This window comes from Thermodesulfatator atlanticus DSM 21156 (assembly GCF_000421585.1).
Classification (GTDB): Bacteria; Desulfobacterota; Thermodesulfobacteria; order Thermodesulfobacteriales; family Thermodesulfatatoraceae; genus Thermodesulfatator; species Thermodesulfatator atlanticus.
Genome location: NZ_ATXH01000001.1, coordinates 85,920 through 110,857 on the forward strand (window position 1 = coordinate 85,920; position 24,938 = coordinate 110,857).

At 43.0% G+C, this 24,938-nt stretch carries 28 protein-coding genes and 1 tRNA gene; 17 read left to right on the plus strand and 12 right to left on the minus strand.

Annotated features, from left to right (window positions below):
* Genes gmk through H528_RS0100485 form a run of 3 tightly spaced genes read left to right on the plus strand, consistent with a single transcriptional unit; the run spans position 1 to position 2,562 of the window.
* Entirely contained in the window at positions 1–603 is a 603-nt protein-coding gene (gene gmk / locus H528_RS0100475; protein WP_022852389.1) for a guanylate kinase, read from the plus strand.
* A 1-nt stretch (position 604) separates the two neighbouring features.
* Entirely contained in the window at positions 605–1,342 is a 738-nt protein-coding gene (rlmB, locus tag H528_RS0100480) for a 23S rRNA (guanosine(2251)-2'-O)-methyltransferase RlmB (RefSeq protein ID WP_022852390.1), read from the plus strand.
* Positions 1,342–2,562, plus strand: coding sequence for a 3-deoxy-D-manno-octulosonic acid transferase (locus tag H528_RS0100485; RefSeq protein WP_022852391.1), 1,221 nt, complete (start codon positions 1,342–1,344; stop codon positions 2,560–2,562). Before rlmB ends, H528_RS0100485 begins: the two co-directional genes overlap by 1 nt.
* Here H528_RS0100485 and H528_RS0100490 read toward each other — a convergent pair.
* Complete coding sequence (locus H528_RS0100490; protein ID WP_022852392.1) at positions 2,555–2,806, minus strand: Lrp/AsnC family transcriptional regulator; 252 nt, start codon at positions 2,804–2,806, stop codon at positions 2,555–2,557. The genes H528_RS0100485 and H528_RS0100490 overlap by 8 nt on opposite strands.
* A complete protein-coding gene (locus tag H528_RS0100495; protein ID WP_022852393.1) occupies positions 2,796–3,176 on the minus strand; it encodes a response regulator in 381 nt (126 codons plus the stop codon). Before H528_RS0100495 ends, H528_RS0100490 begins: the two co-directional genes overlap by 11 nt.
* On the opposite strand from H528_RS0100495, the gene H528_RS0100500 reads away from it, so the two are divergent.
* On the plus strand, positions 3,154–3,816 hold the full coding sequence (locus H528_RS0100500; RefSeq protein ID WP_022852394.1) for a 5-formyltetrahydrofolate cyclo-ligase: 663 nt from the start codon (positions 3,154–3,156) through the stop codon (positions 3,814–3,816). The two genes, H528_RS0100495 and H528_RS0100500, sit on opposite strands and share 23 nt — an antisense overlap.
* On the opposite strand, the gene H528_RS0100505 is transcribed toward H528_RS0100500, so the two are convergent.
* Positions 3,799–4,809, minus strand: a complete 1,011-nt coding sequence (locus tag H528_RS0100505) for a potassium channel family protein (RefSeq protein WP_022852395.1) — start codon at positions 4,807–4,809, stop codon at positions 3,799–3,801. The genes H528_RS0100500 and H528_RS0100505 overlap by 18 nt on opposite strands.
* Positions 4,810–4,814: 5 nt before the next feature.
* Positions 4,815–6,524: a phosphoglucose isomerase gene (locus H528_RS0100510; protein ID WP_022852396.1), complete on the minus strand. Its 1,710-nt coding sequence runs from the start codon at positions 6,522–6,524 to the stop codon at positions 4,815–4,817.
* Between the two features lie 162 nt (positions 6,525–6,686).
* Here H528_RS0100510 and H528_RS0100515 point away from each other — a divergent pair, with 162 nt between their 5' ends.
* The 11 genes from H528_RS0100515 to H528_RS11990 all read left to right on the plus strand — a co-directional run bounded on the left by H528_RS0100515 (position 6,687) and on the right by H528_RS11990 (position 15,954).
* On the plus strand, positions 6,687–6,989 hold the full coding sequence (locus H528_RS0100515) for a hypothetical protein (protein WP_022852397.1): 303 nt from the start codon (positions 6,687–6,689) through the stop codon (positions 6,987–6,989).
* Complete coding sequence (locus H528_RS11980; protein ID WP_022852398.1) at positions 6,989–7,780, plus strand: ATP-grasp domain-containing protein; 792 nt, start codon at positions 6,989–6,991, stop codon at positions 7,778–7,780. The genes H528_RS0100515 and H528_RS11980 overlap by 1 nt, the downstream gene beginning before the upstream one ends.
* 81 nt (positions 7,781–7,861) lie before the next feature.
* Entirely contained in the window at positions 7,862–8,242 is a 381-nt protein-coding gene (locus H528_RS0100525; protein WP_028845703.1) for a hypothetical protein, read from the plus strand.
* On the plus strand, positions 8,239–8,907 hold the full coding sequence (rpe, locus tag H528_RS0100530) for a ribulose-phosphate 3-epimerase (protein WP_022852400.1): 669 nt from the start codon (positions 8,239–8,241) through the stop codon (positions 8,905–8,907). Before H528_RS0100525 ends, rpe begins: the two co-directional genes overlap by 4 nt.
* Positions 8,908–9,000: 93 nt before the next feature.
* Positions 9,001–10,410, plus strand: coding sequence for a membrane-bound lytic murein transglycosylase MltF (gene mltF, locus H528_RS11985; protein ID WP_022852401.1), 1,410 nt, complete (start codon positions 9,001–9,003; stop codon positions 10,408–10,410).
* 223 nt (positions 10,411–10,633) lie between these two features.
* The gene (locus H528_RS0100540) at positions 10,634–11,062 is read left to right on the plus strand and encodes a MamS/MamX family magnetosome protein (RefSeq protein WP_022852402.1); all 429 of its coding nucleotides are present in this window, start codon (positions 10,634–10,636) and stop codon (positions 11,060–11,062) included.
* 311 nt (positions 11,063–11,373) lie between these two features.
* On the plus strand, positions 11,374–11,913 hold the full coding sequence (locus H528_RS0100545) for a MamS/MamX family magnetosome protein (RefSeq protein WP_022852403.1): 540 nt from the start codon (positions 11,374–11,376) through the stop codon (positions 11,911–11,913).
* Positions 11,914–11,950: 37 nt separating this feature from the next.
* The gene (locus H528_RS0100550) at positions 11,951–12,496 is read left to right on the plus strand and encodes a hypothetical protein (protein WP_022852404.1); all 546 of its coding nucleotides are present in this window, start codon (positions 11,951–11,953) and stop codon (positions 12,494–12,496) included.
* Positions 12,474–14,018 carry a sensor histidine kinase gene (locus tag H528_RS0100555; RefSeq protein WP_157608052.1) on the plus strand — a complete coding sequence of 515 codons (1,545 nt, stop codon included), beginning with the start codon at positions 12,474–12,476 and terminating at the stop codon, positions 14,016–14,018. Before H528_RS0100550 ends, H528_RS0100555 begins: the two co-directional genes overlap by 23 nt.
* Positions 14,015–15,361, plus strand: coding sequence for a sigma-54-dependent transcriptional regulator (locus H528_RS0100560; RefSeq protein WP_022852406.1), 1,347 nt, complete (start codon positions 14,015–14,017; stop codon positions 15,359–15,361). The genes H528_RS0100555 and H528_RS0100560 overlap by 4 nt, the downstream gene beginning before the upstream one ends.
* Positions 15,361–15,954, plus strand: coding sequence for a DUF4405 domain-containing protein (locus tag H528_RS11990; protein WP_022852407.1), 594 nt, complete (start codon positions 15,361–15,363; stop codon positions 15,952–15,954). The genes H528_RS0100560 and H528_RS11990 overlap by 1 nt, the downstream gene beginning before the upstream one ends.
* 42 nt (positions 15,955–15,996) lie before the next feature.
* Here H528_RS11990 and H528_RS0100570 read toward each other — a convergent pair whose 3' ends face one another.
* The 8 genes from H528_RS0100570 to tsaB form a co-directional block, all read right to left on the minus strand.
* A complete protein-coding gene (locus H528_RS0100570) occupies positions 15,997–16,761 on the minus strand; it encodes a slipin family protein (RefSeq protein ID WP_022852408.1) in 765 nt (254 codons plus the stop codon).
* Between the two features lie 134 nt (positions 16,762–16,895).
* On the minus strand, positions 16,896–18,449 hold the full coding sequence (locus H528_RS0100575; protein WP_022852409.1) for a sigma-54-dependent Fis family transcriptional regulator: 1,554 nt from the start codon (positions 18,447–18,449) through the stop codon (positions 16,896–16,898).
* A gap of 20 nt (positions 18,450–18,469) precedes the next feature.
* The gene (locus H528_RS11995) at positions 18,470–19,639 is read right to left on the minus strand and encodes a LeuA family protein (protein ID WP_022852410.1); all 1,170 of its coding nucleotides are present in this window, start codon (positions 19,637–19,639) and stop codon (positions 18,470–18,472) included.
* 186 nt (positions 19,640–19,825) lie between these two features.
* A tRNA-Leu gene (locus H528_RS0100585) sits at positions 19,826–19,913 on the minus strand.
* 91 nt (positions 19,914–20,004) lie between these two features.
* Positions 20,005–20,445, minus strand: a complete 441-nt coding sequence (locus tag H528_RS0100590) for an Hsp20/alpha crystallin family protein (protein ID WP_022852411.1) — start codon at positions 20,443–20,445, stop codon at positions 20,005–20,007.
* A 67-nt stretch (positions 20,446–20,512) separates the two neighbouring features.
* Positions 20,513–21,337 carry an ABC transporter permease gene (locus H528_RS0100595; RefSeq protein ID WP_022852412.1) on the minus strand — a complete coding sequence of 275 codons (825 nt, stop codon included), beginning with the start codon at positions 21,335–21,337 and terminating at the stop codon, positions 20,513–20,515.
* Positions 21,338–22,321: an ABC transporter permease gene (locus H528_RS0100600; protein WP_022852413.1), complete on the minus strand. Its 984-nt coding sequence runs from the start codon at positions 22,319–22,321 to the stop codon at positions 21,338–21,340. It abuts the gene before it with no gap.
* Positions 22,314–23,039 (minus strand): tRNA (adenosine(37)-N6)-threonylcarbamoyltransferase complex dimerization subunit type 1 TsaB, encoded by a 726-nt coding sequence (gene tsaB, locus H528_RS0100605; protein ID WP_022852414.1) that lies wholly within the window; start codon positions 23,037–23,039, stop codon positions 22,314–22,316. The genes H528_RS0100600 and tsaB overlap by 8 nt, the downstream gene beginning before the upstream one ends.
* A 39-nt stretch (positions 23,040–23,078) precedes the next feature.
* Here tsaB and H528_RS0100610 point away from each other — a divergent pair, with 39 nt between their 5' ends.
* Both H528_RS0100610 and H528_RS0100615 read left to right on the plus strand, forming a co-directional pair.
* Positions 23,079–23,768 (plus strand): Crp/Fnr family transcriptional regulator, encoded by a 690-nt coding sequence (locus H528_RS0100610; RefSeq protein WP_022852415.1) that lies wholly within the window; start codon positions 23,079–23,081, stop codon positions 23,766–23,768.
* A gap of 367 nt (positions 23,769–24,135) precedes the next feature.
* Entirely contained in the window at positions 24,136–24,909 is a 774-nt protein-coding gene (locus tag H528_RS0100615) for a C-GCAxxG-C-C family protein (protein WP_022852416.1), read from the plus strand.
* Positions 24,910–24,938 lie beyond the last annotated feature (29 nt).

The following is a 24,938-nucleotide window of genomic DNA, read 5'->3' on the forward strand; positions in this document are numbered from 1 at the left end:
ATGAGACGCGGAGTAGTTTTGGTGGTCTCGGCCCCTTCGGGGGCCGGGAAAACTACCCTTTGTCGCAAACTTATCGCAAAAGATCCTCTTATTTCTTTTTCGGTCTCTTATACCACTCGCCCTCCAAGGCCCAATGAAAGAAATGGCACTGATTATTTCTTTGTGAGCAAAGAAACCTTCCAGAAAATGATTGACGAAGGGGCCTTTCTTGAATGGGCTGAAGTTTACGGGAACTTTTACGGCACTGCCAAGGCCCAGGTAGAAAATGCCATTAAAGAAGGAAAAGACGTACTCCTTGATATAGACGTCCAAGGGGCCTTCCAGGTGCGTGAAAAACTCGGCCGTGATGCAGTGCTTGTCTTTGTGCTTCCACCAAGTTTTGAAACACTTTTTCAAAGGCTAAAAGCTCGTGGCACTGAAGATGAAATGACGCTTCGAAAAAGGCTTGCTGCTGCCAAAGAAGAAATTCTGCGAGCCAAGGCCTTTGATTATCTTGTGCTTAACGACAATCTCGAAGAAGCCTTTGAAGAGCTTTATTCCATTCTTCGCGCAGAAAGACAAAAGACCTTCAGACGCGAAGATTTGTTAGCGAGGTTTTTCTAATATGGCAGAGCTCATCTGGGGGATTAATCCAATCCTTGAATTATTGCGCACTAATCCTTCTCGCATCAAAGAAATTTACATTGCCAAAAAAGAACTACGCGGAAAGGTTTACCAAATAGTCGAAAAGGCCCGCAAAAACGAGATTCCAGTCAAAGTCAAAAAAGAATTCAAATTTCGCCTACCTGAAGATGCCAAAACACAGGGAGTTGTTGCCTTGGTCAAAGAATACGACTATGCCTCTTTAGATGAAATTCTTTCGAGGGCCAAGAAAAGCGATGATATGGGGCTCATCCTTGCGGTTGATGAGATAACAGATCCCCAAAATCTTGGTTCACTCATTAGAAGTGCAGTGGCTGCTGGTGCCCACGGGGTCATTATTCCTGAAAGAAGAGCTGCAGGTATCACAGGAACCGTGGTAAAGGCTTCTTCTGGAGCAGTGTCCCACATTCCGATTCACCAGGCCAAAAATCTTGGTCGGGTGCTAGAAGAATTAAAAGAAAAAAACTTCTGGGTAGCAGGCCTTGATGCCCACACCAAAACCACTATTTACCAGCTTGACTTAAGGCTTCCTTTGGTATGGGTGGTGGGAAGTGAAGGAAAAGGGCTTAGGCCTTCTATCCGAGAAAAATGTGATTTTTTAGCAGCGATTCCCATGCGTGGCAATATTGACTCTTTAAACGCTGCGGTAGCAGGTGCTATTGCCCTTTTTGAAACCATAAGACAGCGCTATTACTCCTGATGTTTAGCATTTATCGCAAGCTAGGCTATGTCTTGACTCCCCTTGTAAAACTAAAGGGGCTTTCCGCCTCACGCACCGGGACTCTTCCTCGGGCTGAGGTGTGGCTCCATGCTGCTTCTGTTGGCGAAGCAAACGTGGCTGCTGCTATTTTATACGAATTTTTGGCAATGAATCCGGGAACAAAAGTTCTTCTTACCTTGCAAACAAAAACCGGCGTCTTAAAGGCTAGAGAGCTTTTAAAAGACTATCCCGTGGCCATAAACCTTGCTCCGCTTGACCTGCCCTCTTTTGCCAGAAAGGCGGCCTCTTTGGTTAGGCCCCGTGTCTTCGCACTTATTGAAACAGAACTCTGGCCAAATTTAATTTACGAGAACCATCGCTTAGGAGCCAAGCTTTTTATTTTAAATGGCCGCATTTCCGCAAAAAGCTTCCCAAGATACCGTTATCTAACACCCCTTTTGCGTAAACTATTTAATTGTTTTACCCAGATAGCTGTGATTGGCCCTCGCGAGAAAAAAAGATTTTTAGCCCTCGGGGCACCTGAAAAAAAGGTCTTGATAGCAGGCAGTGCTAAATACGATCTCCTTGAAAAAAGACGCAAAGATTTATCTCTTGATGAGCTAAAGAGGCTTTTTTCTTACAAAAAGAAACTTTTTACCTTTGGAAGCATAAGAAGTGGCGAAGAAAGCGTAATTGTGAAGGCTTTATCGCGACTTGCCCAAAAATTTCCTGAAGTTTGTTTCGTTCTGGTGCCAAGGCATCTAACTCTGGTGACGCCCCTTACGAATCTCTTAAGAAAGGAAGGCTTCTCCCCTACTCTTTTTACTAAACTGAAAAAGGAAGGGGCTTCTCGGTCTCAAGTTGTCATTGTTGATGAGATAGGCCCACTTTTTGGTATTTATGCCTTATCTTGTGCTGCTTATGTAGGAGGAAGCCTTTGCCCTAAAGGCGGGCAAAATCCCCTTGAGCCTGCCTGTTTTAAAAAGCCTGTAATCTTTGGCCCCCACATGGAAAATTTCTCATATGAGGCTTGCGCTCTTCTTGAAACCGGCGGGGCCATAAAGGTCCCTGACGAAGAGACCCTTGTGCGCGCTATAGAAAACTTGCTAAGTGAAGAAGAAACAAGGCAAAAAACAGGAAAAGCCGCTTATCAGGCTTACCAAAAATTCCTCGGCTCAAGCAAGGTTTATGCTCAATTGCTTACGGAAAGCTTCAATTAGTTCCGCTATCCATTTTGATAACCGGACAGGTCATGGTGTGCTGAATATAGTCAATGCTTTGAAGTTTACGAATTACCATTTCTGACAAGGCATCGTGGTCTTCAGTTTCTACTTCGGCGATGATGTCGTATGGGCCCATGATGATGTCAAGTCTTTTAACTTCAGGCATATGCCGCAGGGTTTCAGCCACTTCAGAGGTTTTGCCTATCTGGGTATTGATAAGGATGTATGCTTTAAGTGCCATCTTCTCCTCCCTTGGAAAGCAGGCTTTCCAGAAGATCTAACATTTTTTGGTGGTCAAGGGGCTTTGAAAGCACCGCATCTGCTTCTCTTTCTTGGGCGAGATTTGCTACTTCTTCTCCGTAACCGGTAATGGCCACTACAGGGATATCGGGTTTTTCGCGCTTTATTACCGTAATTATTCCGATACCGCTCACGTAAGGCATGGTAATGTCGGTGATAACCAGGTCGAATTCTTCTTTTTTCAGTTTTTCAAGGCCTTTTAAGCCGTCTTCTGCTTTTTCGACCTGGTATTGGCCTTTCAGTATTAAAAAATCTGCTAAATTTTCACGGAGGGTATCGTCATCTTCGATGAGTAAAATTTTCTTGGCCATTTTGGAACCTTCCTGTTATTTACTTATTGCTTTAGCAAAATATTTAAGGGAGTGCAAATTGGTTCAAGATATTTCAAATTATAAAAAAACACTGCGCAAAAAAATATTGGCCAAAAGAAACGCGCTTTCCAAGCAAAGAAGAAAGGAATTTTCCGAAAAAATCAAAAATTATCTTTTAAAAAGTCCCTATTACTTGAAATCACAAAAAATTCTGTTTTATGCCTCCTTTGGAAGCGAAGTAGAAACCTTTGAAATGATAAAAGAAGCTTTGGCCCAGGGAAAGGAAGTCTACCTTCCTAAAACTTACGTTTCTCAGAAAAAATTGCGCCTTTTTCGCGTAAATAGTTTGAAAGAACTGAAAAAAGGCGCTTATGGCATTCTTGAACCCGAAGAAGAAAAGCAAGAAATCTCACCCGAAGAGCTCGATTTAATCATTTTACCTGGAGTTGCCTTTGACAAAAAAGGGGGAAGGCTGGGATACGGCGGAGGTTTTTACGACAGGCTCTTAGAGCAAGCCCCTCAGGCTATCAAGGTTGCCCTTGGCTTTGGTTGCCAGTTATGTGATGAGCTTCCCCTTGAAGCACATGATGTCCCTGCTGATGTCATTATTACCGAAGAAGGATTACACGAAATCTTTTAGCCGTTTTTGGCCTGAGGCAAGCTCTTCTAAGCGTGCAAGGCCTTTTCTATCTCCTAAGGCCACCACGACGTCTCCAGCCTCAAAAACATATTCTGGTGGAGGATTAAAAATCATTTCTCCGGTGGCTTTTTTAATAGCAAGAACAATTACCCCTGAGATTTGTTTTATTTGGCTATTTAATAAATTTTTGGCTACTAAGTCAGATTTCTCAGAGATTCGGACTTCTTCCAACTGAAGCTCAAGGTGTTCCTCAGGGGTGACCAGTTCTAAAAAGTCTGTGACTGCAGGGCGCAAGATGGTAAGCGCCATGCGCCTTGCTCCTATGAGATAAGGCGAGACAACTTTGTCGGACCCTGCCCTTTTTAGTTTTTTCTCAACGTGTTCTTCATCTGCACGGGCAATAATGAATAGTTTGGGATTCAAGCTTCGGGCAGTAAGAGTGATATAGACGTTATCAGCATCAGAGCGCAAAACCGAAACCAGACCTTTGGCCCTATTGATACCCGCTTTCTTTAAGACTTCTTCTTGGGTGGCGTCTCCTTCAAGAAACAGGAATCCCTCTTTTTCAATCTCTTCTACGGTTTCGTGATCCTTTTCAACTACTACAAACGGAACTTCTTTGGCAATCATGCGGCAAATATGCCTTCCGATGCGGCCGTAACCACAAATAATGTAGTGATCGTGGAGAGTCTCAAGCTTGGCTTCTAGCCGTTTGCGGCCCAGAAAATCTTGCAACTGGCCGGAGACAATGGTTTCCGTAAGCATGGTAAACACGTAAAAAGCAGTACCCACGCCGGCAAAGATTAGCAAAGAGGTGAAAATGCGCCCTTCAAAAGAAAGGGGGTGGACCTCCATATAACCAACGGTAGAAAGGGTAATGATGGTCATGTAAAAAGCATCAAAAAGGCCCCACCCCTCTATTACGATATAACCAATTGTTCCAATAACTATAACCAGAGTTAATAAAAACAAAGAAAACGCAAGTTTTCTCATACTTGTTAGTTTTCCTCGTCAGTAAGCCTTGTGACTTCTTCCATGAGATTATAAAACTTTTTCAGTTCCAGTTTATAGTTTTCGGTAAGATGTATGTGAATAACAGGCCGTTCATCTTCAGCCAGGGCTTGGAAATCGCCATAGGCCTGGGCAAACTGAAGATCCCAGAAGGTGAAGCCGAACTCAGGGATAAGCTGATCTTCCTTGCGGCCTTTACGGGTAAAAATAACAAAGCGCCCTGACCGTGGGCCGCCTTTAAAGAGTTGACCAATAGAATGCAAATACCTGGGGCCAAAGCCCATAATGGTTGAGCACTGGCGCCTTCCACGTAACAAAGTCCGCAGGTCGGTAAAGATTTCTTCTATTTCAGTATCGTAGGGCAAAAAGGGTAAAAAGGCGAAATACCCCCAGGGTGGGGTCTCATAAAGAAACTTTTTGAGCACTGCCCTTAAACGGGGATATTGAACCTTAAGACCGCCAGCGTAAAGAAAACCAACCTCAAGGTCATCGTCCACATAGAATTCTACGGGGAAATTCCCTGTTTGTTTAAAGGTTTCAAGGACTTCTTTGGTTTTATTTTTGGCCCTGATGACATCTGGTTCATCAAAGGGGTTTAAGCCAAGCCAGACTCCGCAAAGGGCCACAGCAAGTTCCCAGCGAAAACACTCAGCGCCAAGATCATAGCGATCAGGAAGCCAGTAAAGCTTAAGCGGAAATCCTGCTTCTTTTAAGTCGGAAAAAAGCCGACGATATAGATCCTGACGCCCCCTTAAACCCAAATAAACAAAAATGCGATCCGGACCATAAACAGTCGGAGAACCAGGGGTTTCACCTACCACAGGAATAATTCCAGTGAATTCTTTGCCAAGGCTTTCGGCAACCAGTTGTTCTATCCAGAGAGAAAAGGGCCTGAGCAGAGGGTCTGCAAGGATAGTGAGTTTATCTTGTCCTAAGAAAAAGCGCTCTGCCAGGTACTCAGAAAGCCAGGCTGCTGGGTTATATTCCCAGGGGATGTCAGGAGAGCAGCTTTGTTGCATTTCTTCAGCACTTTCAAGGAATTTTTCAACTTGAAGCCCCATAAGCGCTGCAGGTAAAAGCCCAACAAAGGTAAGTGCGGCATAACGGCCGCCTATGTCTTTAGGGTTCAGAAAAACACCGCAAAAGTTTTTCTCTTGGGCCTCTAAATGAAGAGGGGTGCCTTCGTCGGTTATGGCGGCAAAATTTTCTCCGGGGTTTTCTTTAAGAGCTTTAACTTTTTCCCAAAAATAGCGAAAATGAGCGGTGGTTTCGATGGTAGTGCCTGACTTGCTGGCAATAATGAAAAGGGTTTTGGCTAAATCACATTCTTTTTCAACTTTTTCTATTTCTTCGGGGTCAGTGGTGTCAATAACGTGAAAAGCTGGCCAACCAGGCTCTGGTCCAAATATTTTGCTCAGCGCTAAAGGAAAAAGGCTTGAGCCCCCCATGCCACAGAGGATTACTTTTTGGAATTTTTCCTTGGCCTTTGAAGCAAATTCTTTTATTGCTGGCAAATGAGGGCGCATTCTTTGTGGGGCATCAACCCAGCCAAGTCTTTCTTTGATTTTTTCTTGTGCTTCTTCGGGTAAAGGGAACACCGAGGGATCTTTGGCAAGAATGCGTGCCAGGATGTCTTTTTTTTCTTCTTCCGTGAGCTTTGAAGGACGCAACATTTTTCTGGAATCTTGAGAACCCATATTAACCTCCTTTTATTTTAAACGCCTAAAAAGCGCTTAGTTCAAAAACAAAAGAACTAAAGCCCATTTTTGGTCTAAAGCAGTTTTATAATAGCAAGAATACTTAAAGCAAGCCTTAAAAAGGCTTGGCTTTTTGATAAAGAGAAGTTAAGTTGTATTTCAATGCAGGGAGAAACTAAATCAACCAAAAGACCAGGGGTTAAAAAACGCTTTATTATTAACAAAAGGGCCCCTTTTTATGGGGGAACAAACCGCATTTTTTGTCCTGTATGCGGAAATGACGAAGACTTTTGGGAACACGCTGAAGGTGTCACCATTAAAACCCGCTATATCCAAAACGAAGACGGAAGTTTTACCCCTGTAGCAGACGACACCCAGGTCTTTGGCGAGATAAAGTTTATTTGTGGCAAATGTGGGGCTGATCTTTCCGAATACCATAAACAATTCCTTGAGATGCTCTTTTGATGCGCCCGCCATGGGTTATTCTCTCAAATAGAACTTTTCGAAAGCTTTATCATGAGCTTAAAGCAGGAGATTTCATCTTAGGAAGGCTCTCCGTTAAATTTGGCGAAGAATTTCTCTTTACAGACCTTCAGGCAAGAGGCATTAAAGCCTATCCTTCTTTTCTTTCCCAGTACCTTGCCAGGTCCAAATGTTTTCAGACGCTGGTTTACTCTAATGAAATGCTTCCTGGTACGCGTCTCATAAGAGACCGGCACGATTTAATCAGGGCTGTTAACGAATATGGCGCTTCAGGGGTTAAAAAAGTTGTTCTTAAACAAGATCGTTATAATTGCGGGCTGGGGGTTCATATTTTTGAAAATATCGAAAATGTTTTTAATTTTGCTACTTTCGGAAACTTGAGCTTTCCCTTTGTGCTCCAGCCTTTTATGCCAAATATTGCCGATGTGAGAGTTATCATCTTAGGAGATTATCTCGAGGCTTACATGCGCAAAAACCCTTATAATTTTCGCAACAATCTTTTCTTTGGTGGTGAAGCAAGACCGTATCAACTCTCTGAAGAAGAATATTCCTTTTGTCAAAGGGTCATGGAGAGAGGAAAGTTCCCTTTTGCCCACATAGACCTCATGATTACCCAAGAAGGAAGGTTTTATCTCTCAGAGATAAACCTTCGGGGAGGTCTAAAAGGCGCGTGCATTAAAGGCAAGACTTACGAACAAAAAGTAAATGCCCTTCACGAAAAAGCCCTAAAAGCCTTTCTTGAAGAAAATCCCGGGGCGAAAATTTTTGATTGATTTAAAACTTCTTGAAATACTTTTCAAAATTTTAAACCACAAAAGCCTTGCAAGCTAAAATGCTTTGTTTATGTTTAAGGCATGCTTCCCAAGGCAACACGTAAAGAACCTGTATTATTTCAAACGAGCACCGGGCTCATGATGGGGCTTGTGTGTTACCACCATGGCATGGAAACCCTTTCTTTTGTGCTTGAGAAAAGAGAATTTTTCGATCTTGAGTGGCCTGCTTTAGTTGCTATTGATGCCCAGGGGTGGCATCCTATTCCCCTTGGCCTGGAATATGTCGTTATGCAGCGTGCTAATATTATCTGGTATACCACCCAACTTCCAGAGCCCCTGGTAAGTCAATACAGGGAAAGGCTTCCCATTAGGCCGGATTCTCCGCCAGAGCCCCCTACTCCACCGCAGCCTCCAAAATCAAAAAAAGAAAAGATCGTCCGTTTTCCGGGGTTTAAAAAATGATCAAAATTGCGCCTTCCATACTTTCAGCTGATTTTGGCAAATTAGCTGAAGAAGTAGCCGCTGTTACACAAGCAGGCGCCGACGTGATCCATATCGACGTTATGGACGGACACTTTGTTCCCAATATTACCTTTGGCCCGGTAGTAATTAAATCGATAAGAGAGGCCTCGCCTCTGCCTTTTGACGTACATCTTATGATTTCAAACCCTGATGCCTATCTTGAAGCCTTTGCTGAAGCGGGAGCAGATTGGATTTCGGTTCACGTTGAAGCGGTAACGCACCTTCACCGTACAATATCTCGCATAAAAGAACTGGGTAAAAAGGCTGGCGTTGTTTTGAATCCCGCGACTCCTCTTGAATCTATTGATTACATCCTGGAAGACGTTGACTTTGTACTCATTATGAGTGTTAACCCGGGCTTTGGGGGGCAAAGTTTTATTCCTTCAGCCCTTAGAAAAATCCGCACTTTAAAAGAAACCATAAAGGCCAGAGGCTTAAATATCCCTATCCAGGTTGACGGAGGAGTAAACCTTAATACGATAACTGAAGTGGTAAGAGCCGGAGCAGATATAGTGGTGGCTGGGTCAGCAATCTTTGGTACAGAAGACTACCAAGCAACTATCAAGGCATTTCGTCAAAAAATTATCGAAACCTTAAGCATTTAAAGCTTTCTTTCTACTAACTTTCTTTTCTTGTCCTTGCCTATTTTTGCATAATATTTTACAAATTCTTGAACCTTCTATTACAGGTAATCCTTTATGAAGAAACCTTTTATCTTTTGTTTCATTATTCTATTTTTGTGTTCTTGTTCCCCTGAAAAAGAAATTCAGAAAAACCGTTTAGAACGTATTTTAGAGCGTGGTGAAATAAGAATTGTCACTTTGAACGGTCCCACTACTTATTATGAATACCGTGATGAGCCCTATGGTTTTGAATACGAGTTAGCAAAAGCCTTTGCTGATCATTTAGGGGTTAAGGCGCACTTCATAGTGAAAGACAATGTCTCTCAGGTACTTCAGGCTATTTCAGATGATGAAGCAGACCTTGCCGCAGCAGGCCTTACTATTACCCCGGAACGCAAAAAACATTTTCTTTTTAGTCTTCCTTATTATGAAGTTAAAGAACAGATAGTTTGCCGTAAAGGAAAGCCTTGTCCTAAAAATCCTTCTGACCTAACCTCACGATTACTGGTAGTGCCTAAAGATAGCAGCTACGAAGAAGCATTAGCAAGGTTAAAAATCAAATATCCAAAGATTAAATGGCAAACTAATTCTGAGTTGAGTACTGAAGAGCTTTTAGAATTAGTTTGGAGAGGAAAAATAGACTGCGTGGTAGCAGACTCTAATATTGTAGCTATAACCAGACGCTATTATCCAGAACTTTTAGTCTGCATGGATCTTGGTCCACCTGAAAAAATAGCTTGGATGATGCCTAAAGATGCTTTGGAACTCAAGGCTAAAGTTGATGACTGGCTTAGAAATTATTTGAATACCCAGGATTTTGAGATTCTTGAGGAGAAGTATTACGGTTTTGTTGAAATATTTGACTACGTTGATATTAAACGTTTTATAAGACGGATAAAAACGACCCTTCCACGTTATCTACCCCTTTTCCAGGAAGCTGCTAAAAAATATGGTTTTGACTGGACTCTTTTAGCAGCCATGGCCTATCAAGAATCCCATTGGAATCCTTATAGTCGAAGTCCTACCGGTGTCCGAGGCATTATGATGCTGACCTTGCACACTGCCCGTGAAATGGGAATTAAGAGCCGCCTTGATCCTGAGGCCAGTATTATGGGTGGGGCCAGGTATTTAGCAAAACTTCGACAGAGACTTCCCAAAGAAATTGAAGAACCTGATAGAGAAAGGTTTATGTTGGCAGCTTATAATGTTGGTTTAGGACATATCTTAGATGCTAGAGAGCTTGCCAAAGAGCTAGGTAAAGACCCCAATCGCTGGAGTGATGTAGCAGAGGTTTTACCTTTGCTCTCCAGAAAAAAATACTATCGCAAACTAAAACATGGTTATGCCAGGGGTTGGGAGCCAGTTATTTATGTTCAGCGAATAAGGAATTATCAAGACATCCTTCAACAGGTATTGGGTCTAAAAAAAACCGCGGTTTCTCGCCACTTATTAGATTTAGACGAAGAAATTGCCAAAAGGCAATAATATTCCAGCGAAACCTTTGCAAAATTAACGAGTTAGTTTTGCAAAAGGATCGTAGGTATTCTTCCTCCCTGCACAACCGTTTTCGCAATTAAATTCCTACAACATTGTCGAGCAATCAAAAATCGTCGATTGATTTCTCCTGAAAAACTTTGAAAATAGCCAGAAAATTTTTGGCACCAGCCTTGCGTTCAAAAATTCTTTAAAAAATAAAGGAGGTTTAAAAATGGAGAGATCAGGGAAATTATTAGGTTTATGGGTTTTGGCGGCTGTTTTGCTTTTGTACGGCTCTGTCTGGGCGGCAAATCAAGCTCCCCCCAATGCACCGTTGGTCCTTTCAGGAAACCCTATCACCATCTCCGGCAAAGTTAAGGCGGTCCCTGTTAAACCTAGTGAAGGCCTTGAAATTGAAACTGAAAACGGTGTTGTTACGATTTACGGCATAGGCCCTAGGTGGTTCTGGTCTCAGCGCGGAGTAACCTATCCCAAAGTGGGAGATGAAATTCAAGTAGAAGGTGTTGAAGTAACCTTGCCAAACGGAACAACTCGGATAGTGGCTACCAAAATTACTGTCTCAGGCAAGACAATTTTACTTCGCGGAGAAGACGGAAGGCCCTTGTGGAGAGGTGGCCCTAAAGGTGGGGCAAAGAAATAGTCCCTCCCTTACGAGGCAGGCATACCAGCCTGCCTCTTTCTAATCCTTTTCTTCCAGAATATTCATAGCATCAGGTCAATTGGCAAATCCATAGCTAACTCTGCGATCCGTTCCCATTTTTTGCGTTCCTAAAAATTAGGAACGGATGCCGGTCAACTCGTCTTTAAACTTCAGAACTATAAGTTCGACAAAAACGTCGACGAAGATATGGTTGTCGAATCTGTAACCGTTCAATGCCTTTAAAATTAGCAATTTTGATTTGGCATTTTTATTGCACTTAAAAATGTAAAAAAACAAAGAGGAGGTTTAAGATGAAAGAGGTAAGAAAGCTTTTAGGTCTATGGGTTTTGGCTGCTGCGTTGCTTATTGGCAGCTCAGCTTGGGCGGTTAATCCAAATCCTCCCAATGTTCCCTACATCCTTTCTGGAACACCTGTTACTATTACCGGGGTAGTTAAAGCGGTACCCTGGCCAGCAAGCCAAGGACTCCAGATCGACACTGGTGGAGAAATAGTGACTGTTTATGGTATTGGCCCTAGATGGTACTGGTTGCAAAATGGTGTTCCCTATCCTACCGTTGGGGAAGACATCACCGTAGAAGGCTATGAGGTAACTTTTCCTAACGGCACAACCAGAATTGTTGCTACTAAGATTACTGTTTCCGGTCAAACAATCGTGCTTCGCGGAGAAGACGGAAGGCCTTTGTGGAGAGGCGGCCCAAATCGTGGTCGCAGACTCCAAAATAATTCTTATAATAACCAACAAAACGTAGCACCCAATAGAACTTTTGGTAGAGGGTTGGGGCCTTGTGGGAGAGGTTTAGGCCCCTGCTGGAGATATTACGGACAATAAAAAATAAAGGGCCCCATAAGGGGCCCTCTTAGTTATTATGAAAAGACATTTGCAAAGTGGTTTTTTATTAATGTCTATTTTAGGATCCGTTCCCATTTTTCGTACCGAAAAATGGGAACGGATCCCTTGCGGTTATGCTTGCAACACTGCTCTCGGCAATTTTGCGAAGATCTTTATGAAATATTTGCAAAATTTTAGCCGATTACGGAACCATAAGGCAAGAATTATCCGCTACTTTATTTTTTCCTATTTAGTTAATTTTTTTCTTATTACATGTGTATATGGACAATCATTACAAGAATTAAGGGAAATCGAAGGTAAAGTTCTTTTATATTCCATTCCCACAAAGACTGCTATCATTCTTTACTTTGACGAACAAGGAAATTCAAGACGGTTAGAAGTAAAATGTGATAATCTAAGTGAACGTCTTTATATTGGAGATATTGTCCGATTAAAAGTTTTCCAAGATGAACATGGACAGTGGTGGGCAGCGGAAATTTCTATCTTAGAAAGAGGCGAACCAACTGGCATTCGCAAAAGGTTGCGGCGAGGGTTCATGCGTGGCATTAAGAAACATAGGTAGTTTTCCTTTTTGGAAATTAAATCTTTGTCTTTTTGCATTGTTATTCAGTGGGGTAATATTTTCTTTTTACATACACAATCGCGAAGTAACAAAGATTTTTCTATATCATGCCAGAGAAGATGCCATTACTCTTGCAGAACTTGTGCGCGTAAATACAGAAACAGGTATTTTAGCAGAAAAGATTATCGAAGATACCACCTCACATTTTTTAGGAAATCTGGCCTCATTTCTTGATTACCTGGACGATGTTGAACCTTTTTTACCGCAAGAACTTTATATGTTTGTCTTAGAAAATCATTTGGCAGGAGTTTATCTCATAAGAAAAAATGGCAAAGTTATCGAAGTTCCAGAATATTGGGTTCCAGAAAATTTTAAATGCCGTAAAAAGTTAACTTACGTACCACGTGATAATCTATTTCTATATTGTGCTTCAAATCTTAATTCTTTCAAAGAACTAATCTTAGGAGTTAGGATACCTGAACTAGAATCTCTTTATGAAAAGACTTCTCCAGAAGGAGTTCTTTTAAGGCTTTCGAAGCTACCACATATCAAAGCTGCCAATATCATAAATAAAAAAACTACTAAGACGGAAGTCGTCGCAAAAAACAATTATTTTGAAGCATATATTCCATTTAAAAATAAAACCATACACGTTATTTTTAAATCTTATGCTTTGAGATTAGTTGAAGAAAAATTGCATCGAAACTACTTAATTCTTGTAGGACTGATCTCGGTAATTGGTGTTTTTTTTACTATCATTTTTTATCTTTTACAAAGATTTTATCTACAAAGTGTTCAAGAATATGAAAGGGCCTTGGCTAAAGAAAGAGAAGAAGCAGCCCTTGGGCGGGCAGCTGCTACTATTGCTCACGAAATTAGAAATCCTTTAAATACCATATCGCTTGCCCTTCAACGTCTAATGATAGAAAGTAAAAACCTTACCCCTGAAGACAGAAAACTTCTTGACTTAGTACGCCAATCACTTTTACGTGCCAACCGTCCTATCGAGCAATTGCTTAAATACGCGAGACTAGAAAAACAAATTAAAAAGGAAAAATTTAATTTAAAAGAACTAGTCCAGGAAATATTAGAACTTTTTCAGGAACAAATTAAAAAGAAAAATATCAAACTTAAAACAGAACTTAACGACATCATAATTTTAGCTGATAAAAGTTTGATTTATCAAGTAGTAGAAAATATTTTTCTAAACGCTTTAGAAGCTATAGATAAAGAAGGGTCTCTTTTAGTAGAACTTTTTAAAGAAAATGGTTTTGCTGTCTTAAAAACTACCAACTCAGGGGAGCTTCCGCCAGAAGACAAACTGCAAGAAATTTTTAATCCCTATGTGACTTTTAAAGTGAAGGGAACAGGACTTGGTCTTGCCCTTGTGAAAAAGATAGTAGAAGCTCATGGCGGACGCGTTACTGCCAAGATTGTCTCAGATACATCCATAAAAAAAGAATCAGCAGCTACTCGATATTTTCAAATAGAAATAAGACTTCCTGTGGGAGAGGAAAGATGAAAATCCTTATAGTTGATGATGAAGAAGCTCAGTGCCAGCTGTTGCAAGGCTTTTTAGAAAAGCAAGGCTACGAAGCCATCTACGCTACCAATCCCAAAGACGCCTTAGAGATTTTCAAAAAAGAACCCGTCTGGCTGGTGCTTCTTGACCAGCGGATGCCAGAGATGACGGGTGACGAACTGCTGGTTCAAATGAAAAAAATTAATCCTAAGGCGCGTGCCATCATGATTACGGCTTATGGTGCTATAGACACTGCTGTAAAAGTTATGAAGCTCGGTGCTGATGACTTTTTGGAAAAGCCCCTTAATCTTGAAGACCTTTTGTCGCGCATAAGAAGGCTTGAGGCGGAAACTTTTACCTTCAAAGAAGCAGAAGAAGTCATAGAAGCTGTAGAAGAAGGCCCCTTACCTGTAAAGATCATCGCTGAAAGCCCCAAGATGAAAGAAGTTCTTTCTCTTGCCAGAAGAGTTGCAAAAACTCCTTGGCCTGTGCTCATTCGAGGGGAAACAGGAACCGGAAAAGAACTGCTTGCCCGTTTAATTCATCTCTTAAGTGACCGGGCAAACGGGCCTTTCATAGAAGTGAATTGTGCTGCTATTCCTGAGACCCTTTTTGAAAGCGAACTTTTCGGACACGAAAAAGGCGCTTTCACCGGAGCTACCCAGAGTAAAAAAGGGCGTTTTGAACTGGCACACAAAGGGAGTCTTTTCCTTGATGAAATTGGCGAAATGCCCCTTTCCCTTCAACCTAAACTATTGCGAACCTTACAAGAAGGAAAGATCTACCGCCTGGGAAGCGAAAAAGAACGCGAAGTAGACGTAAGGGTGATAGCTGCCACCAATCGCGATTTAAAGACCCTTGTTCAAGAGGGGCTGTTTCGCGAAGACCTTTACTATCGTTTAAATGTCTTTGAGATAGAAATCCCTCCTTTAAGAGAAAGACGAGAAGATATCCCCAAACTTATTGAATTTTTTACCAAAAAATACGCCTTAAGGCCTGTGGAATTCTCAGAAGAAGCCATCCACATGCTGCTCAAGTATTCTTATCCTGGCAATGTGCGTGAGCTAGAGCACATCATTCAGCGCACCGTGACCTTAGCTCGTACGTCTCTCATTCGTCCTGAAGATCTTCCTAAAGAAGTATGGCAGGCAAAAGAAAACAAAATCGGCCCCCTTGAAGAAAGGCTTGCAGCCCTTGAAAGACAGATGATCCTTGAAGCCTTAGAAAAAACAGGTTGGGTCCAAACAAGGGCCGCCGAGCTTTTAGGTATAAGCGAAAGAGTCCTGCGTTACAAAATGGCCAAACATAAGATTAAACGACCGGATAAAAAAGGAGGAAAATAATGAGAAAATACGTAAGTTTATTTCTCTTCTGGAGTTTTTTAGTACTCTTTGCTACAGGGATTGTCCTTTTTATTATGCCCCACGGGCGTGTTGCCTACTGGACAGGCTGGACCCTACTTGGCCTAGGTAAAGACCAGTGGCAGGCAATTCACATCGTCTTCGGTATTCTTATGATGATTTTTGGCATTTGGCACATTTGGTTGAATTGGCGCCCTCTTGTGAGTTACCTCAAGCAAAAGTTTGTGCCAGCAAGCCCGCTTATTATTTCAGGAGCCGTTTCCATTGTCTTGCTAATTCTTTGTATCTACAATCTTCCCCCGGTAAATTATCTTATCAATTTTCAAGAACAGATTAAGAACTCCTGGGTAAAGCCTGTTACCCCGCCGCCTGTTCCTCATGCGGAGCTTATGCCTATAAGAGATATTTGCTTACGTCTTGGTGCAAGGCCGCGAGACGTAATTGAAGGCCTTCGCAAACGGGGCCTTGAAGTCCCCTCTGGACGTATCTCCCTTAAAGAGCTTGCTCAGCTTAACGGAATGCGCCCTGTTGATGTTTATCGTATTATCCAAGAAGAAATACAGCAAAAGAAATAAAAAGATGCGAGGAGACAGAAAAATCTGTCTCCTCAATCGGGATTAGCTAATTTTTTGGTCCCTTTCTTCTTTTCGCAAAAAGGCTTTGAAAAAGTCTATGGGAATGGGGAAAAGGGTTACAGAATTGTTTTCTGCCGCTACTTCCCGGAGAGTCTGGAGATAGCGTAACTGGATAGTGATGGGAGATTCTTCCATCATCTTGGCAGCTTGAAGCAATTTTTCAGCAGCCTGAAGTTCGCCTTCAGCGTTAATGATTTTTGAGCGTCTTTCACGCTCTGCTTCGGCCTGCTTGGCCATGGCCCTTTTCATCTCATCGGGAAGGTCTATCTCTTTGATTTCTACTTTGGAGACCTTAACCCCCCACGGCTCGGTATCAGCGTCAAGGATTTCCTGAATCTTCATGTTTAATTTTTCGCGTTCAGCAAGAAGCTCGTCAAGTTCTGCCTGCCCGCATATGCTTCTTAAGGTGGTCTGGGCGAGCTGACTGGTGGCAAAATAATAATTCTCAACCTGGACAACGGCTTTGGCAGCGTCAACTACCCGGAAATAGACCACCGCACTTACGGAAACAGACACGTTATCACGAGTAATGACTTCTTGAGGGGGAACGTCAAGGGTAACAGTACGCAGGTCAACTTTTACCATTTTATCTATCAACGGGATGAGGATGATGATTCCAGGACCTTTAACGCCTATTAACCGGCCGAGACGAAAGACTACTGCCCGCTCATACTCCTTCAACACCTTGACAGCAGAGACCAAAAACAAAATTGCAAAAATTACTAAAAAAGAAAGGGGAATATTCATATCTTCCTCCTAGGTTTTTGGTAGCGATTTATTTCAGTAAAAGTAATTATAGCCGATTTTTGAATGGCTTTTTATGAAAAGTTTTTGGACTTAACAACAGGGATCCTAGCTTGTTTGCAAAGGTCGCTTAGGCTTTATAAAGCCACTGAAGGCCGGCCACGTTTAAGGGGGATATCTTTTTCTAGTCCGAGCTTTTTGATACGATAGCGCAGTTGCCGAAAAGTCAATCCTAATTCTTTTGCGGCACGGGCTACAATGAAGTTGTGTCTCTTAAGGGTATCAAGAATTTCTTCAGCAGAGGGTTCTTTGGTGGGTATTTTTTGTTCTTTCTGGGTTGCCTGGGACTCACGCACACGCAGCAGACTCTGAATATCTTTTAGAGATACCTTGCCTTCATCACAGATGATAAAAAGACGCTCAAGAAAATTTTCAAGTTCCCTTATGTTGCCCGGCCAATTGTATTCCACAAGAAAAGATATAACCTCTGGACTTAAAGTAAGTTTGCGTGCGTACTCTTTGCTCAAGCGGTTCATAATAAAGTTGATAAGTAGGGGAATATCTTCTTTTCGATCTCTCAGAGGGGGAATATTTATGGGGAAAACATTTAACCTGAAATAAAGGTCTTCCCTGAACTTCCCTTCCCTGACAAGTCTCAGGAGGTCTTTGTTAGTGGCCGCAATAATGCGCACATCAACCCGTTTGGTTTTGGTACTACCCAGGCGTTCAAATTCTCTTTCTTGAATAAAACGCAAAAGCTTGGCTTGAAGCGAAAGACTCAGCTCGGCAATCTCATCAAGAAAGACTGTACCACCATCGGCTTCTTCGAGGCGTCCAGGCTTGCTAGACACCGCACCAGTAAAAGCTCCTTTTTCGTAACCAAAAAGTTCGGCCTCAAGCAAGTTTTCAGGAAGTACCGCGCAATTTATCTTGACAAAGGGCTTCTCAGCTCTGGGAGAAAGCTCATGTATCAAACGGGCCGTAAGGGTTTTTCCTGTGCCAGATTCACCCAAAAGAAGCACCGTGGCCTTGGTTGGGGCGACCCTTCTTACCAGGGCAAGAACCTTCTGCATGGCAGGATTTCGCGAGGCCGCCATAAAATCGCTAAAACGCTTTTTAAGCTCTGTGCGCAAAATAAGATTTTCTTGACGGAGAGACTGCTCACGTTCTTCAAGCAAGATCCTCAGTTTTACGAATTGTGCAATGAGAAGGGCAATTATCTCAAGAAAGCGTATGTCTTCGCGAAAATCAATGTCCGGGCCAAAGAGTCTGTCAGCGGTAAGGACTCCGATAATATGCCCTTCAAGCTCTATGGGAACAGCAAGAAAAGAAATCTGCTCTTTTTCAAATTTTCGTGCCCCGGTACGGTTGAGAAACAAGGGCTCCTTACGCACGTCAAGAATAATACAGGGCTCACCGGTGACAAACACCTTTCCAGTGACCCCTTCTCCTGGGGCATAGATACCCCTTTTTTCTTCGTCTCTTGTTAGACCATACGAAGCCTTTATCACTAACTTGCCCAGCTCTTCATCAAACAAAGCCACTGAGGCCCGTTGCATCTTAAGCCTTTCTGCCAGGAGAAAAAGTACTTTACGCAGGGCTTCGTCTAAATCAAAAGCATGGCCAATAATGCGACAGGCTTCGTGTAAAACCTGAAGTTTAATACTGTCTATACTTTTTTCTTTTCCCATAATTTACTTTTTTGTAAAAATTAAATTTTCAAATTTGTCAGAAAATCAAGGTCAAGATCTTCTTCAACGGTACAGGTGTTTTTTGCAAGTATTTTTTGTACAAGGCTTAAGACCTCGTTATCAGAAAGAGGGGCCCCTTTTTCGCGTGAAATTATCTTTACTTGTTTGACAATTGTGTCTAACTCTTGCTCACTGATATTAAAGCCAAGTTCCTTAAGCTTAGATGCTATGGCTGCGCGGCCGGATTTAGCGCCTATTTCGAAGTGGTGCTTAAGCCCCACTTCTTCTGGAGGAAATGGCTCATAAAGTTTGCGATTTTTGTAAAGGGCTTCTACATGAAGACCTGTCTCACAATAAAAGAGTTTTTTACCTACAATGGGTTTAAATTCGGGGATGCTGACTCCTGCATGCCATGCTACGTAATGTACTAGTTCCACAAGACGTTTTAAGTTATATCTTTTGGCATTGCGGTGAAAATACAAAAAAGCAAGTACTTCTTCTGTGCGCGCAAGGCCTGCACGTTCGCCAAGCCCAAGAATGCTAACATCTGCCCAATCTGCTCCACTTTCTAAGGCACAAATAGCATTTGCCGTGGCCATGCCAAAGTCGTTATGCGCATGGATAGCAAGCTCTACCCCTTGAAAACGGCTCTTGAATTCTCGTACCAAATTAGCAACTTCAAGGGGAGTCCAGCGGCCCAGAGTATCAGATAATCTGATACGCTTAGCCCCTGCCTGAACAGCACTGTCAATAGCCTGCCAGAGAAAGTCTTTCTCTGCACGGCTTGCATCCTCAAGACCAAGAGATATAAAGGGGAATTTGTCGGCTGCAAATTTGATCAAATTTACAATTTTGTTAAGCAAATCCTTACAAGAAATGTGCAAACGTTTTTTAAGTTGAATATTTGAAACCGGAATGCTCAAATTGAGTTTTGAAGGAACGAAGCTTTGCGCAAGTAAAATGTCTTCTTTCTTGAGACGACACCAGAAACTCAGCCTTTCTGCAAAACCAGCCTGTTTCAAAGAACGCCATAGATTGAAAAGGTATTCATCTGGCTTTACTACGCCTATCTCAAGCTCTTCAATGCCGCAGGAGATAAGCCCTAAGGCTATTTCACGTTTTACCTGCGGCGTGAAATAAACTCCAAAACGCTGCTCTCCCTCTCGTAAGGTGCTCTCAAGTAACCTCATAACACTGGTTAATTAAGCAAAATGCGTTCCAGAAACCTTTGCAAAATTGCCGAGATCAATTTTGCAAGCACCCGGTGGGGATCCATTCCCATTTTTCGGAATGGAAAATAGGAATGGATCTCAGGGCTTAAAGTTTGTGGTTCTTTAAACCAGGAATTAAAGAGAGGAATTTAAGGAGTAAAATCTTGGTGCGGGAGGGGGGACTTGAACCCCCACGGGGAGGCGCCCCACCGGATCCTAAGTCCGGAGCGTCTACCAATTCCGCCACTCCCGCGGCCCTTTCAAATTGTCAATAAATAAGCATTTCGTCAAGGGGTAATTATGAATGTGGCCCGCAAAAGCGGGCCACAGGCGAGGGGTTTACCTTACTTTTCTACTTTGACGGGGATTTGCTTACCTTTGGCCTCGGCCTTTTTAGGAAGCGTTATCTTTAACACACCGTTTTTGTAAGTGGCCTCAACTTTGTCGGCGTCAACCTCTGCTGGGAGTTGAATACTTCTTACAAAACTGCCGTAACTTCTTTCAATTCTGTAAAAGTTCTCGCCCTTTTCTTCGCGTTCTTGTTTCTTTTCACCGCGAATAGTAAGGGTATTGCCACTGATAGTTATTTCTAATTCGTTAGGATCAATGCCGGGGACGTCTGCCCGCACAATAACTGCGTCTTTCGTCTCAGAGACATCAAGGGCTGGGACCCAATCGGTATCAAATACCTCTGGCAATGTTTCTTTGCCGAAGAACTCTGTCCAAAGCCTATCCATTTCACGCTTGAGCTCCCTTAAAGGACGGAAGGGTACGAGCTCAGCCATATTATCACCTCCTTTATCAGGTTCTGTTAAAAAGATAAGTTCAGAAAAAGTGCGGTCAACAGAAAGATTAGCGTGTATTTCGGCGAGGGTCTGTTACTTCCTGGATTGCTTCTCCCAAAAGATTAAAAGCAAGCACAGTAAAAAGAATGGCAAGCCCAGGAAAGACCGAAAGCCACCAGGCAATCTCAAGGGTTTCTTTTCCTTCGGTGAGCATGTTGCCCCAGGAAGGAGTTGGCGGCTGAACTCCTAACCCCAAAAAAGAAAGGGCTGATTCAACTAAAATGGCGCTTCCCACTCCAAGGGTTGCCGAAACAAGGATAGGTGGCAAAGCGTTTGGCAAAATGTGATAAAAGATAATGCGCAGGTTGCTGGCCCCGAGGGCTTTTTCTGCCAGCACAAAGTCTCGTTCCTTAAGGCTTAAAAACTCTGCACGCACCAGGCGAGCTACTCCCATCCAGCTGGTAAGCCCAATGACAATCATGATGTTTATTATCGAAGGCTCAAGATAAGCAATCACCGCTAGGATAAGGAAAATAGCCGGAAAACAAAGCATAATGTCTATGGCTCGAGAAATTACGCTATCAACTATCCCGCCGTAGAATCCAGCAAGCGCCCCCAAAAAAACCCCTATGGCCAAAGAGATACCCACGGCAATAATGCCAACTTGTAAGGACACGCGTGCACCATAAATAAGCCGCGAGAGCACGTCGCGACCGAGAAGGTCTGTGCCACAAGGATGGGCAAGGCTTGGGGGCTCAAGCACATGGGCTACGTTTATTGCTAGGGGATCATAAGGTGCGATGTACGGGGCAAAAATGGCCACCAGAAGAAGAGCCATTACCGCAACACCACTTAACAGTCCCAAAGGATGACGCAAAAGATCTTTAAACATCTAGGACTTCCCAAGCCTTATTCTAGGATCCACAAGGGCATAGCAAATGTCTGCGATTAAATTTCCAAGTAGTGTAAGTACTGAGACAATCACAAGGTTACCCATAATCACCGGGTAATCCCGCGCCATAACTGCCTGCCACATGAGCTGCCCTACTCCAGGAATACTAAAAATAGACTCAAAAATAACACTTCCCCCCACCAGCCCGGGAACAGAAAGCCCCAAAAGGGTAATTACGGGTAACAAGGCGTTGCGAAGTGCATGTTTGTAAATTACGTCCCTTTCAGAGAGCCCTTTGGCCCGCGCGGTTACGATAAAATCCTGGCGCAGGACTTCAATCATGGAAGAACGCATAAACCGCGAAAGTCCGGCAAGCCCTCCAAAGGCCGAAACAAAAATAGGCAAGACCAGATGCCTTGCCCAGTCAAGGACCTTTTCCCACCAGGTCATTTGCTCATAACCCATGAGGGAATGAAGCCCGGAAATAGGCAGAATATGCCACTTAATTCCAAATAAAAGCATTAAAAGAAGCGCCAGCCAAAATCCTGGCATAGCATAACCAATGAAAACAAAAACCGTGGTGGCCCTGTCAAATAAACTGCCTTCTTTTACCGCAGAGGCAACTCCCAAAGGGATGGCCACAGCGAAAATTATCAACATAGAAAGGACATTGATAAGGATTGTTACCGGTAGCCTTTCTTTGATTTTATCCCATACCGGACGGCGGTCTGGGGCAAAAGAACGCCCTAAGTCCAGAGTTACCAAGCCCTTTACCCAGCGCAGGTATTGCACATAAAGAGGCTTATCGAGCCCGTACTGGGCCCTTAACCTTTCGCGCATCTCTGGGGTGAATTTGGGATTAAAATCCGCCATGGGGCTTATGGGCTCGCCAGGTGCCAGGCGGATAATAAAAAACGAGATAAGCGTGATGCCCCAAAAGGTAATAAAAAGGCTTAGCAAACGTTTTAAAAACCAGTTAGCCATGCCCTACCCTAACCCTTTTAAGTTCAGCCTCAGAGGGCCGCAAATAAATGGGAAGCAGTTTTAAAGGGTCATCGACTAACCCTGAAAGAAAACGCTTGCGCGCAACAAACCCTATGTTTGCTGCACGAGGATGATCAAGATGAGCTGGCGCTCTCAAAAATTTGTCCCCTAAAATGGGTTTTAATTTTTCAGAGAAAGCCTCTGCGCCATCGCCCACAAAAATGACAGGTTCTTTGATGTAGTTGGCAAGTTTTTCGGGGCCAAGAAGAGAAGAGGGAAGAATCTCTTTTGGTTCGCCTTTTTCGAATTTATACAAGGCAGCGTAAAGCTGCTTTCGTCTAGCATCAAGCGCCGCACAAACAAGCTTGTCTGTTAAGAAAAGCTGATGAGCAAGGGCTAAAAGGGTCCCCACACCTATCAAGGGGAGCCCTGTGGCAAAATGAAGGCCTTTTGCTGTGGCAAGGCCTATACGGAGCCCTGTAAAACTTCCCGGGCCAATGCTTACCCCAATAGCGGAAAGATCGCTAAGAGAAAGTCCAAGGCGTTTTAAAAGAAACTCTGCCGAGGAAAGTAACCTTCTCGAGTGGGTTTCAGCGCTGGCAAGGGTTATCTCCCCAAGGACTTTTTCCCCTACGATAGCAACCCCGCCTACCGGGGTTGCGGTTTCAATGGCCAAAACCAGTTTTTCTTGTTGGAGGCTAGATTTAAAATCCAGCATAAATTGGTATGATAGGCTTAAGAGAGAGATTTGCAAGCTATGGAAAACAAAAAAGATTTCCTTGCTCAAACGATTCTTTTTAAGGGGCTTTCTCAGGAACAACTTGAGGCCCTAAGCCGAATCACTTACCCTAAGAGCCTTAAAAAGGGCGAAATCATCTTTACCGAGGGTGAACCAGCCCGAGGGTTTTATTTAATTCACCAGGGAAGGGTAAAAATTTTTAAAGAGTCCCCCAGCGGAAAGGAGCAAATCCTTCATATCCTAGGTGATGGCGAGCCTTTTGGGGAAGTGCCTGTCTTTGCTGGTCTTGATTTTCCTGCAAATGCCTTGGCACTTAGCCCCTGTAAACTCTTTTATATTCCGCGCCAAGAATTCGTAGCCCTTATCAGGGAAGACCCGTCTCTTGCCCTGAACATGCTGGGCATTCTTAGCAGACGCTTGCGTCAATTGGTAAACATGGTGGAAGCCCTATCGCTTAAGGAAGTTTCCGAAAGGCTTGCATCTTATCTTCTTTATCTTAGCGAGCAAACTGGTAAGCCACATTTTGACCTTGGCATGAACAAGAGCCAACTTGCGAGTTTCCTTGGCACTTCTCCTGAGACCCTTTCACGCATGTTTAGCAAACTTCAAAGACTTGGACTTATCAGGGTAAAGGGCAAAGAAGTTGAGATTTTAGCAAGAGAAGGCCTTGCTGAGATTGCCGCAGGTATTAAACTTTTTTCGTTTTAAACTTCAAAGAGATCTTCACAAAATGTTCAAGACCAGTGTTGCAGGCACGCTCCAGGGATCCAATGTCATTTTTTAGAGACCTTATGCAAAATTGCCAAGATCAGTATTGCAAGCACAACCGCAAGGGATCCGTTCCCATTTTTCGCTACGAAAAATAGGAACGGATCCCGGAACGGGCCTTAAGAAAAGGTGTTCAAAGGTCTCTTTTTAGATTTTGGCAATCAGGCAGCTTATTTACGCAAATTTTCAAAAAATTTTTAGAGAATATTAAATGACAATGATTTATAGGTTTTGACACAAAATAAATCTATCTTCAAAATTTCTATATAAAAAACAAATATTTTTAAAAGGTATAAAAGGAGGCTTTATGGACAAAATCAATTTGAAACGAAGAGATTTTTTTAAGGGGACAGGTGCTCTTCTTTTGGGTGTGGCGGCGGGAAAAATTCTTCCAGTTTCTGACGCCCAGGCAAAAGGTGTAAATGTTGAAAAATGGCCCTGGCCTTATGAAAAATTAGACCCGGTAGAAACAGCAGAGATTGCTTATAAACAATGGTACAAGTGGTTCTGTGGTGCATCGGTAGTTCATAGCGTGTTTTACCAGCTGCGTAAAAAAATAGGCGAACCATATACATTGTTTCCTGTAGAAGCTTTTATTTTTGCAGAAGGAGGAGTTGCCGGGTGGGGAACCATTTGTGGTTCATTGCTTGGCGCCAATGTAGTTACAAACGTTATCATAGGCCCGCGTACTGGAGGAAGCCACTTAGGTGCGCTTATGGGAAGTGAAATAATGGAGTGGTACTGTGAAGCTAATATGCCGGTATACGTACCTAAAAAGCCCAAGGTTCCTGTAGATAAGATTCCACACACTGTTTCTAATTCTCCTCTGTGTCACGTCTCCGTTGGAAAATGGATGAAAAAGGCTAACAAGCCATTAGGCAGCCCTGAAAGACGTGACCGATGTGCCAGAGTAACCGCAAGTGTTGCTTATCATTTGGTAGAGTTATTGAACAAATGGAAAGATGGGAAGTATGAAACCGAGGGAGAATTTCCTTCTGGTGATTATAGCATCCCTGCACAGCACAATTGTGAAGAATGCCACGGTGATAATGTTCCTGAACCCCCAGGAAGTGAGGACTAATTATTAGTGGTATTAAAAAAGGCCGCCTA

Bases quoted from the DNA above. Each gene is read 5' to 3' on its own strand.
- H528_RS0100510 (WP_022852396.1), bottom strand. From the start codon at position 6,524: ATGGGTTCTCAAGATTCCAGAAAAATGTTGCGTCCTTCAAAGCTCACG.
- H528_RS0100500 (WP_022852394.1), top strand. From the start codon at position 3,154: ATGAGTAAAATTTTCTTGGCCATTTTGGAACCTTCCTGTTATTTACTT.
- H528_RS0100545 (WP_022852403.1), top strand. From the start codon at position 11,374: ATGAAAGAGGTAAGAAAGCTTTTAGGTCTATGGGTTTTGGCTGCTGCG.
- H528_RS0100505 (WP_022852395.1), bottom strand. From the start codon at position 4,809: ATGAGAAAACTTGCGTTTTCTTTGTTTTTATTAACTCTGGTTATAGTT.
- H528_RS11980 (WP_022852398.1), top strand. From the start codon at position 6,989: ATGCGCCCGCCATGGGTTATTCTCTCAAATAGAACTTTTCGAAAGCTT.
- H528_RS0100550 (WP_022852404.1), top strand. From the start codon at position 11,951: ATGAAAAGACATTTGCAAAGTGGTTTTTTATTAATGTCTATTTTAGGA.
- H528_RS0100525 (WP_028845703.1), top strand. From the start codon at position 7,862: ATGCTTCCCAAGGCAACACGTAAAGAACCTGTATTATTTCAAACGAGC.
- H528_RS11995 (WP_022852410.1), bottom strand. From the start codon at position 19,639: ATGAGGTTACTTGAGAGCACCTTACGAGAGGGAGAGCAGCGTTTTGGA.
- H528_RS0100600 (WP_022852413.1), bottom strand. From the start codon at position 22,321: ATGGCTAACTGGTTTTTAAAACGTTTGCTAAGCCTTTTTATTACCTTT.
- H528_RS0100495 (WP_022852393.1), bottom strand. From the start codon at position 3,176: ATGGCCAAGAAAATTTTACTCATCGAAGATGACGATACCCTCCGTGAA.
- rlmB (WP_022852390.1), top strand. From the start codon at position 605: ATGGCAGAGCTCATCTGGGGGATTAATCCAATCCTTGAATTATTGCGC.
- H528_RS0100615 (WP_022852416.1), top strand. From the start codon at position 24,136: ATGGACAAAATCAATTTGAAACGAAGAGATTTTTTTAAGGGGACAGGT.
- H528_RS0100490 (WP_022852392.1), bottom strand. From the start codon at position 2,806: ATGGCACTTAAAGCATACATCCTTATCAATACCCAGATAGGCAAAACC.
- rpe (WP_022852400.1), top strand. From the start codon at position 8,239: ATGATCAAAATTGCGCCTTCCATACTTTCAGCTGATTTTGGCAAATTA.
- H528_RS0100590 (WP_022852411.1), bottom strand. From the start codon at position 20,445: ATGGCTGAGCTCGTACCCTTCCGTCCTTTAAGGGAGCTCAAGCGTGAA.
- H528_RS0100515 (WP_022852397.1), top strand. From the start codon at position 6,687: ATGCAGGGAGAAACTAAATCAACCAAAAGACCAGGGGTTAAAAAACGC.
- H528_RS11990 (WP_022852407.1), top strand. From the start codon at position 15,361: ATGAGAAAATACGTAAGTTTATTTCTCTTCTGGAGTTTTTTAGTACTC.
- gmk (WP_022852389.1), top strand. From the start codon at position 1: ATGAGACGCGGAGTAGTTTTGGTGGTCTCGGCCCCTTCGGGGGCCGGG.
- H528_RS0100540 (WP_022852402.1), top strand. From the start codon at position 10,634: ATGGAGAGATCAGGGAAATTATTAGGTTTATGGGTTTTGGCGGCTGTT.
- H528_RS0100570 (WP_022852408.1), bottom strand. From the start codon at position 16,761: ATGAATATTCCCCTTTCTTTTTTAGTAATTTTTGCAATTTTGTTTTTG.
- tsaB (WP_022852414.1), bottom strand. From the start codon at position 23,039: ATGCTGGATTTTAAATCTAGCCTCCAACAAGAAAAACTGGTTTTGGCC.
- mltF (WP_022852401.1), top strand. From the start codon at position 9,001: ATGAAGAAACCTTTTATCTTTTGTTTCATTATTCTATTTTTGTGTTCT.
- H528_RS0100575 (WP_022852409.1), bottom strand. From the start codon at position 18,449: ATGGGAAAAGAAAAAAGTATAGACAGTATTAAACTTCAGGTTTTACAC.
- H528_RS0100610 (WP_022852415.1), top strand. From the start codon at position 23,079: ATGGAAAACAAAAAAGATTTCCTTGCTCAAACGATTCTTTTTAAGGGG.
- H528_RS0100485 (WP_022852391.1), top strand. From the start codon at position 1,342: ATGTTTAGCATTTATCGCAAGCTAGGCTATGTCTTGACTCCCCTTGTA.
- H528_RS0100595 (WP_022852412.1), bottom strand. From the start codon at position 21,337: ATGTTTAAAGATCTTTTGCGTCATCCTTTGGGACTGTTAAGTGGTGTT.
- H528_RS0100560 (WP_022852406.1), top strand. From the start codon at position 14,015: ATGAAAATCCTTATAGTTGATGATGAAGAAGCTCAGTGCCAGCTGTTG.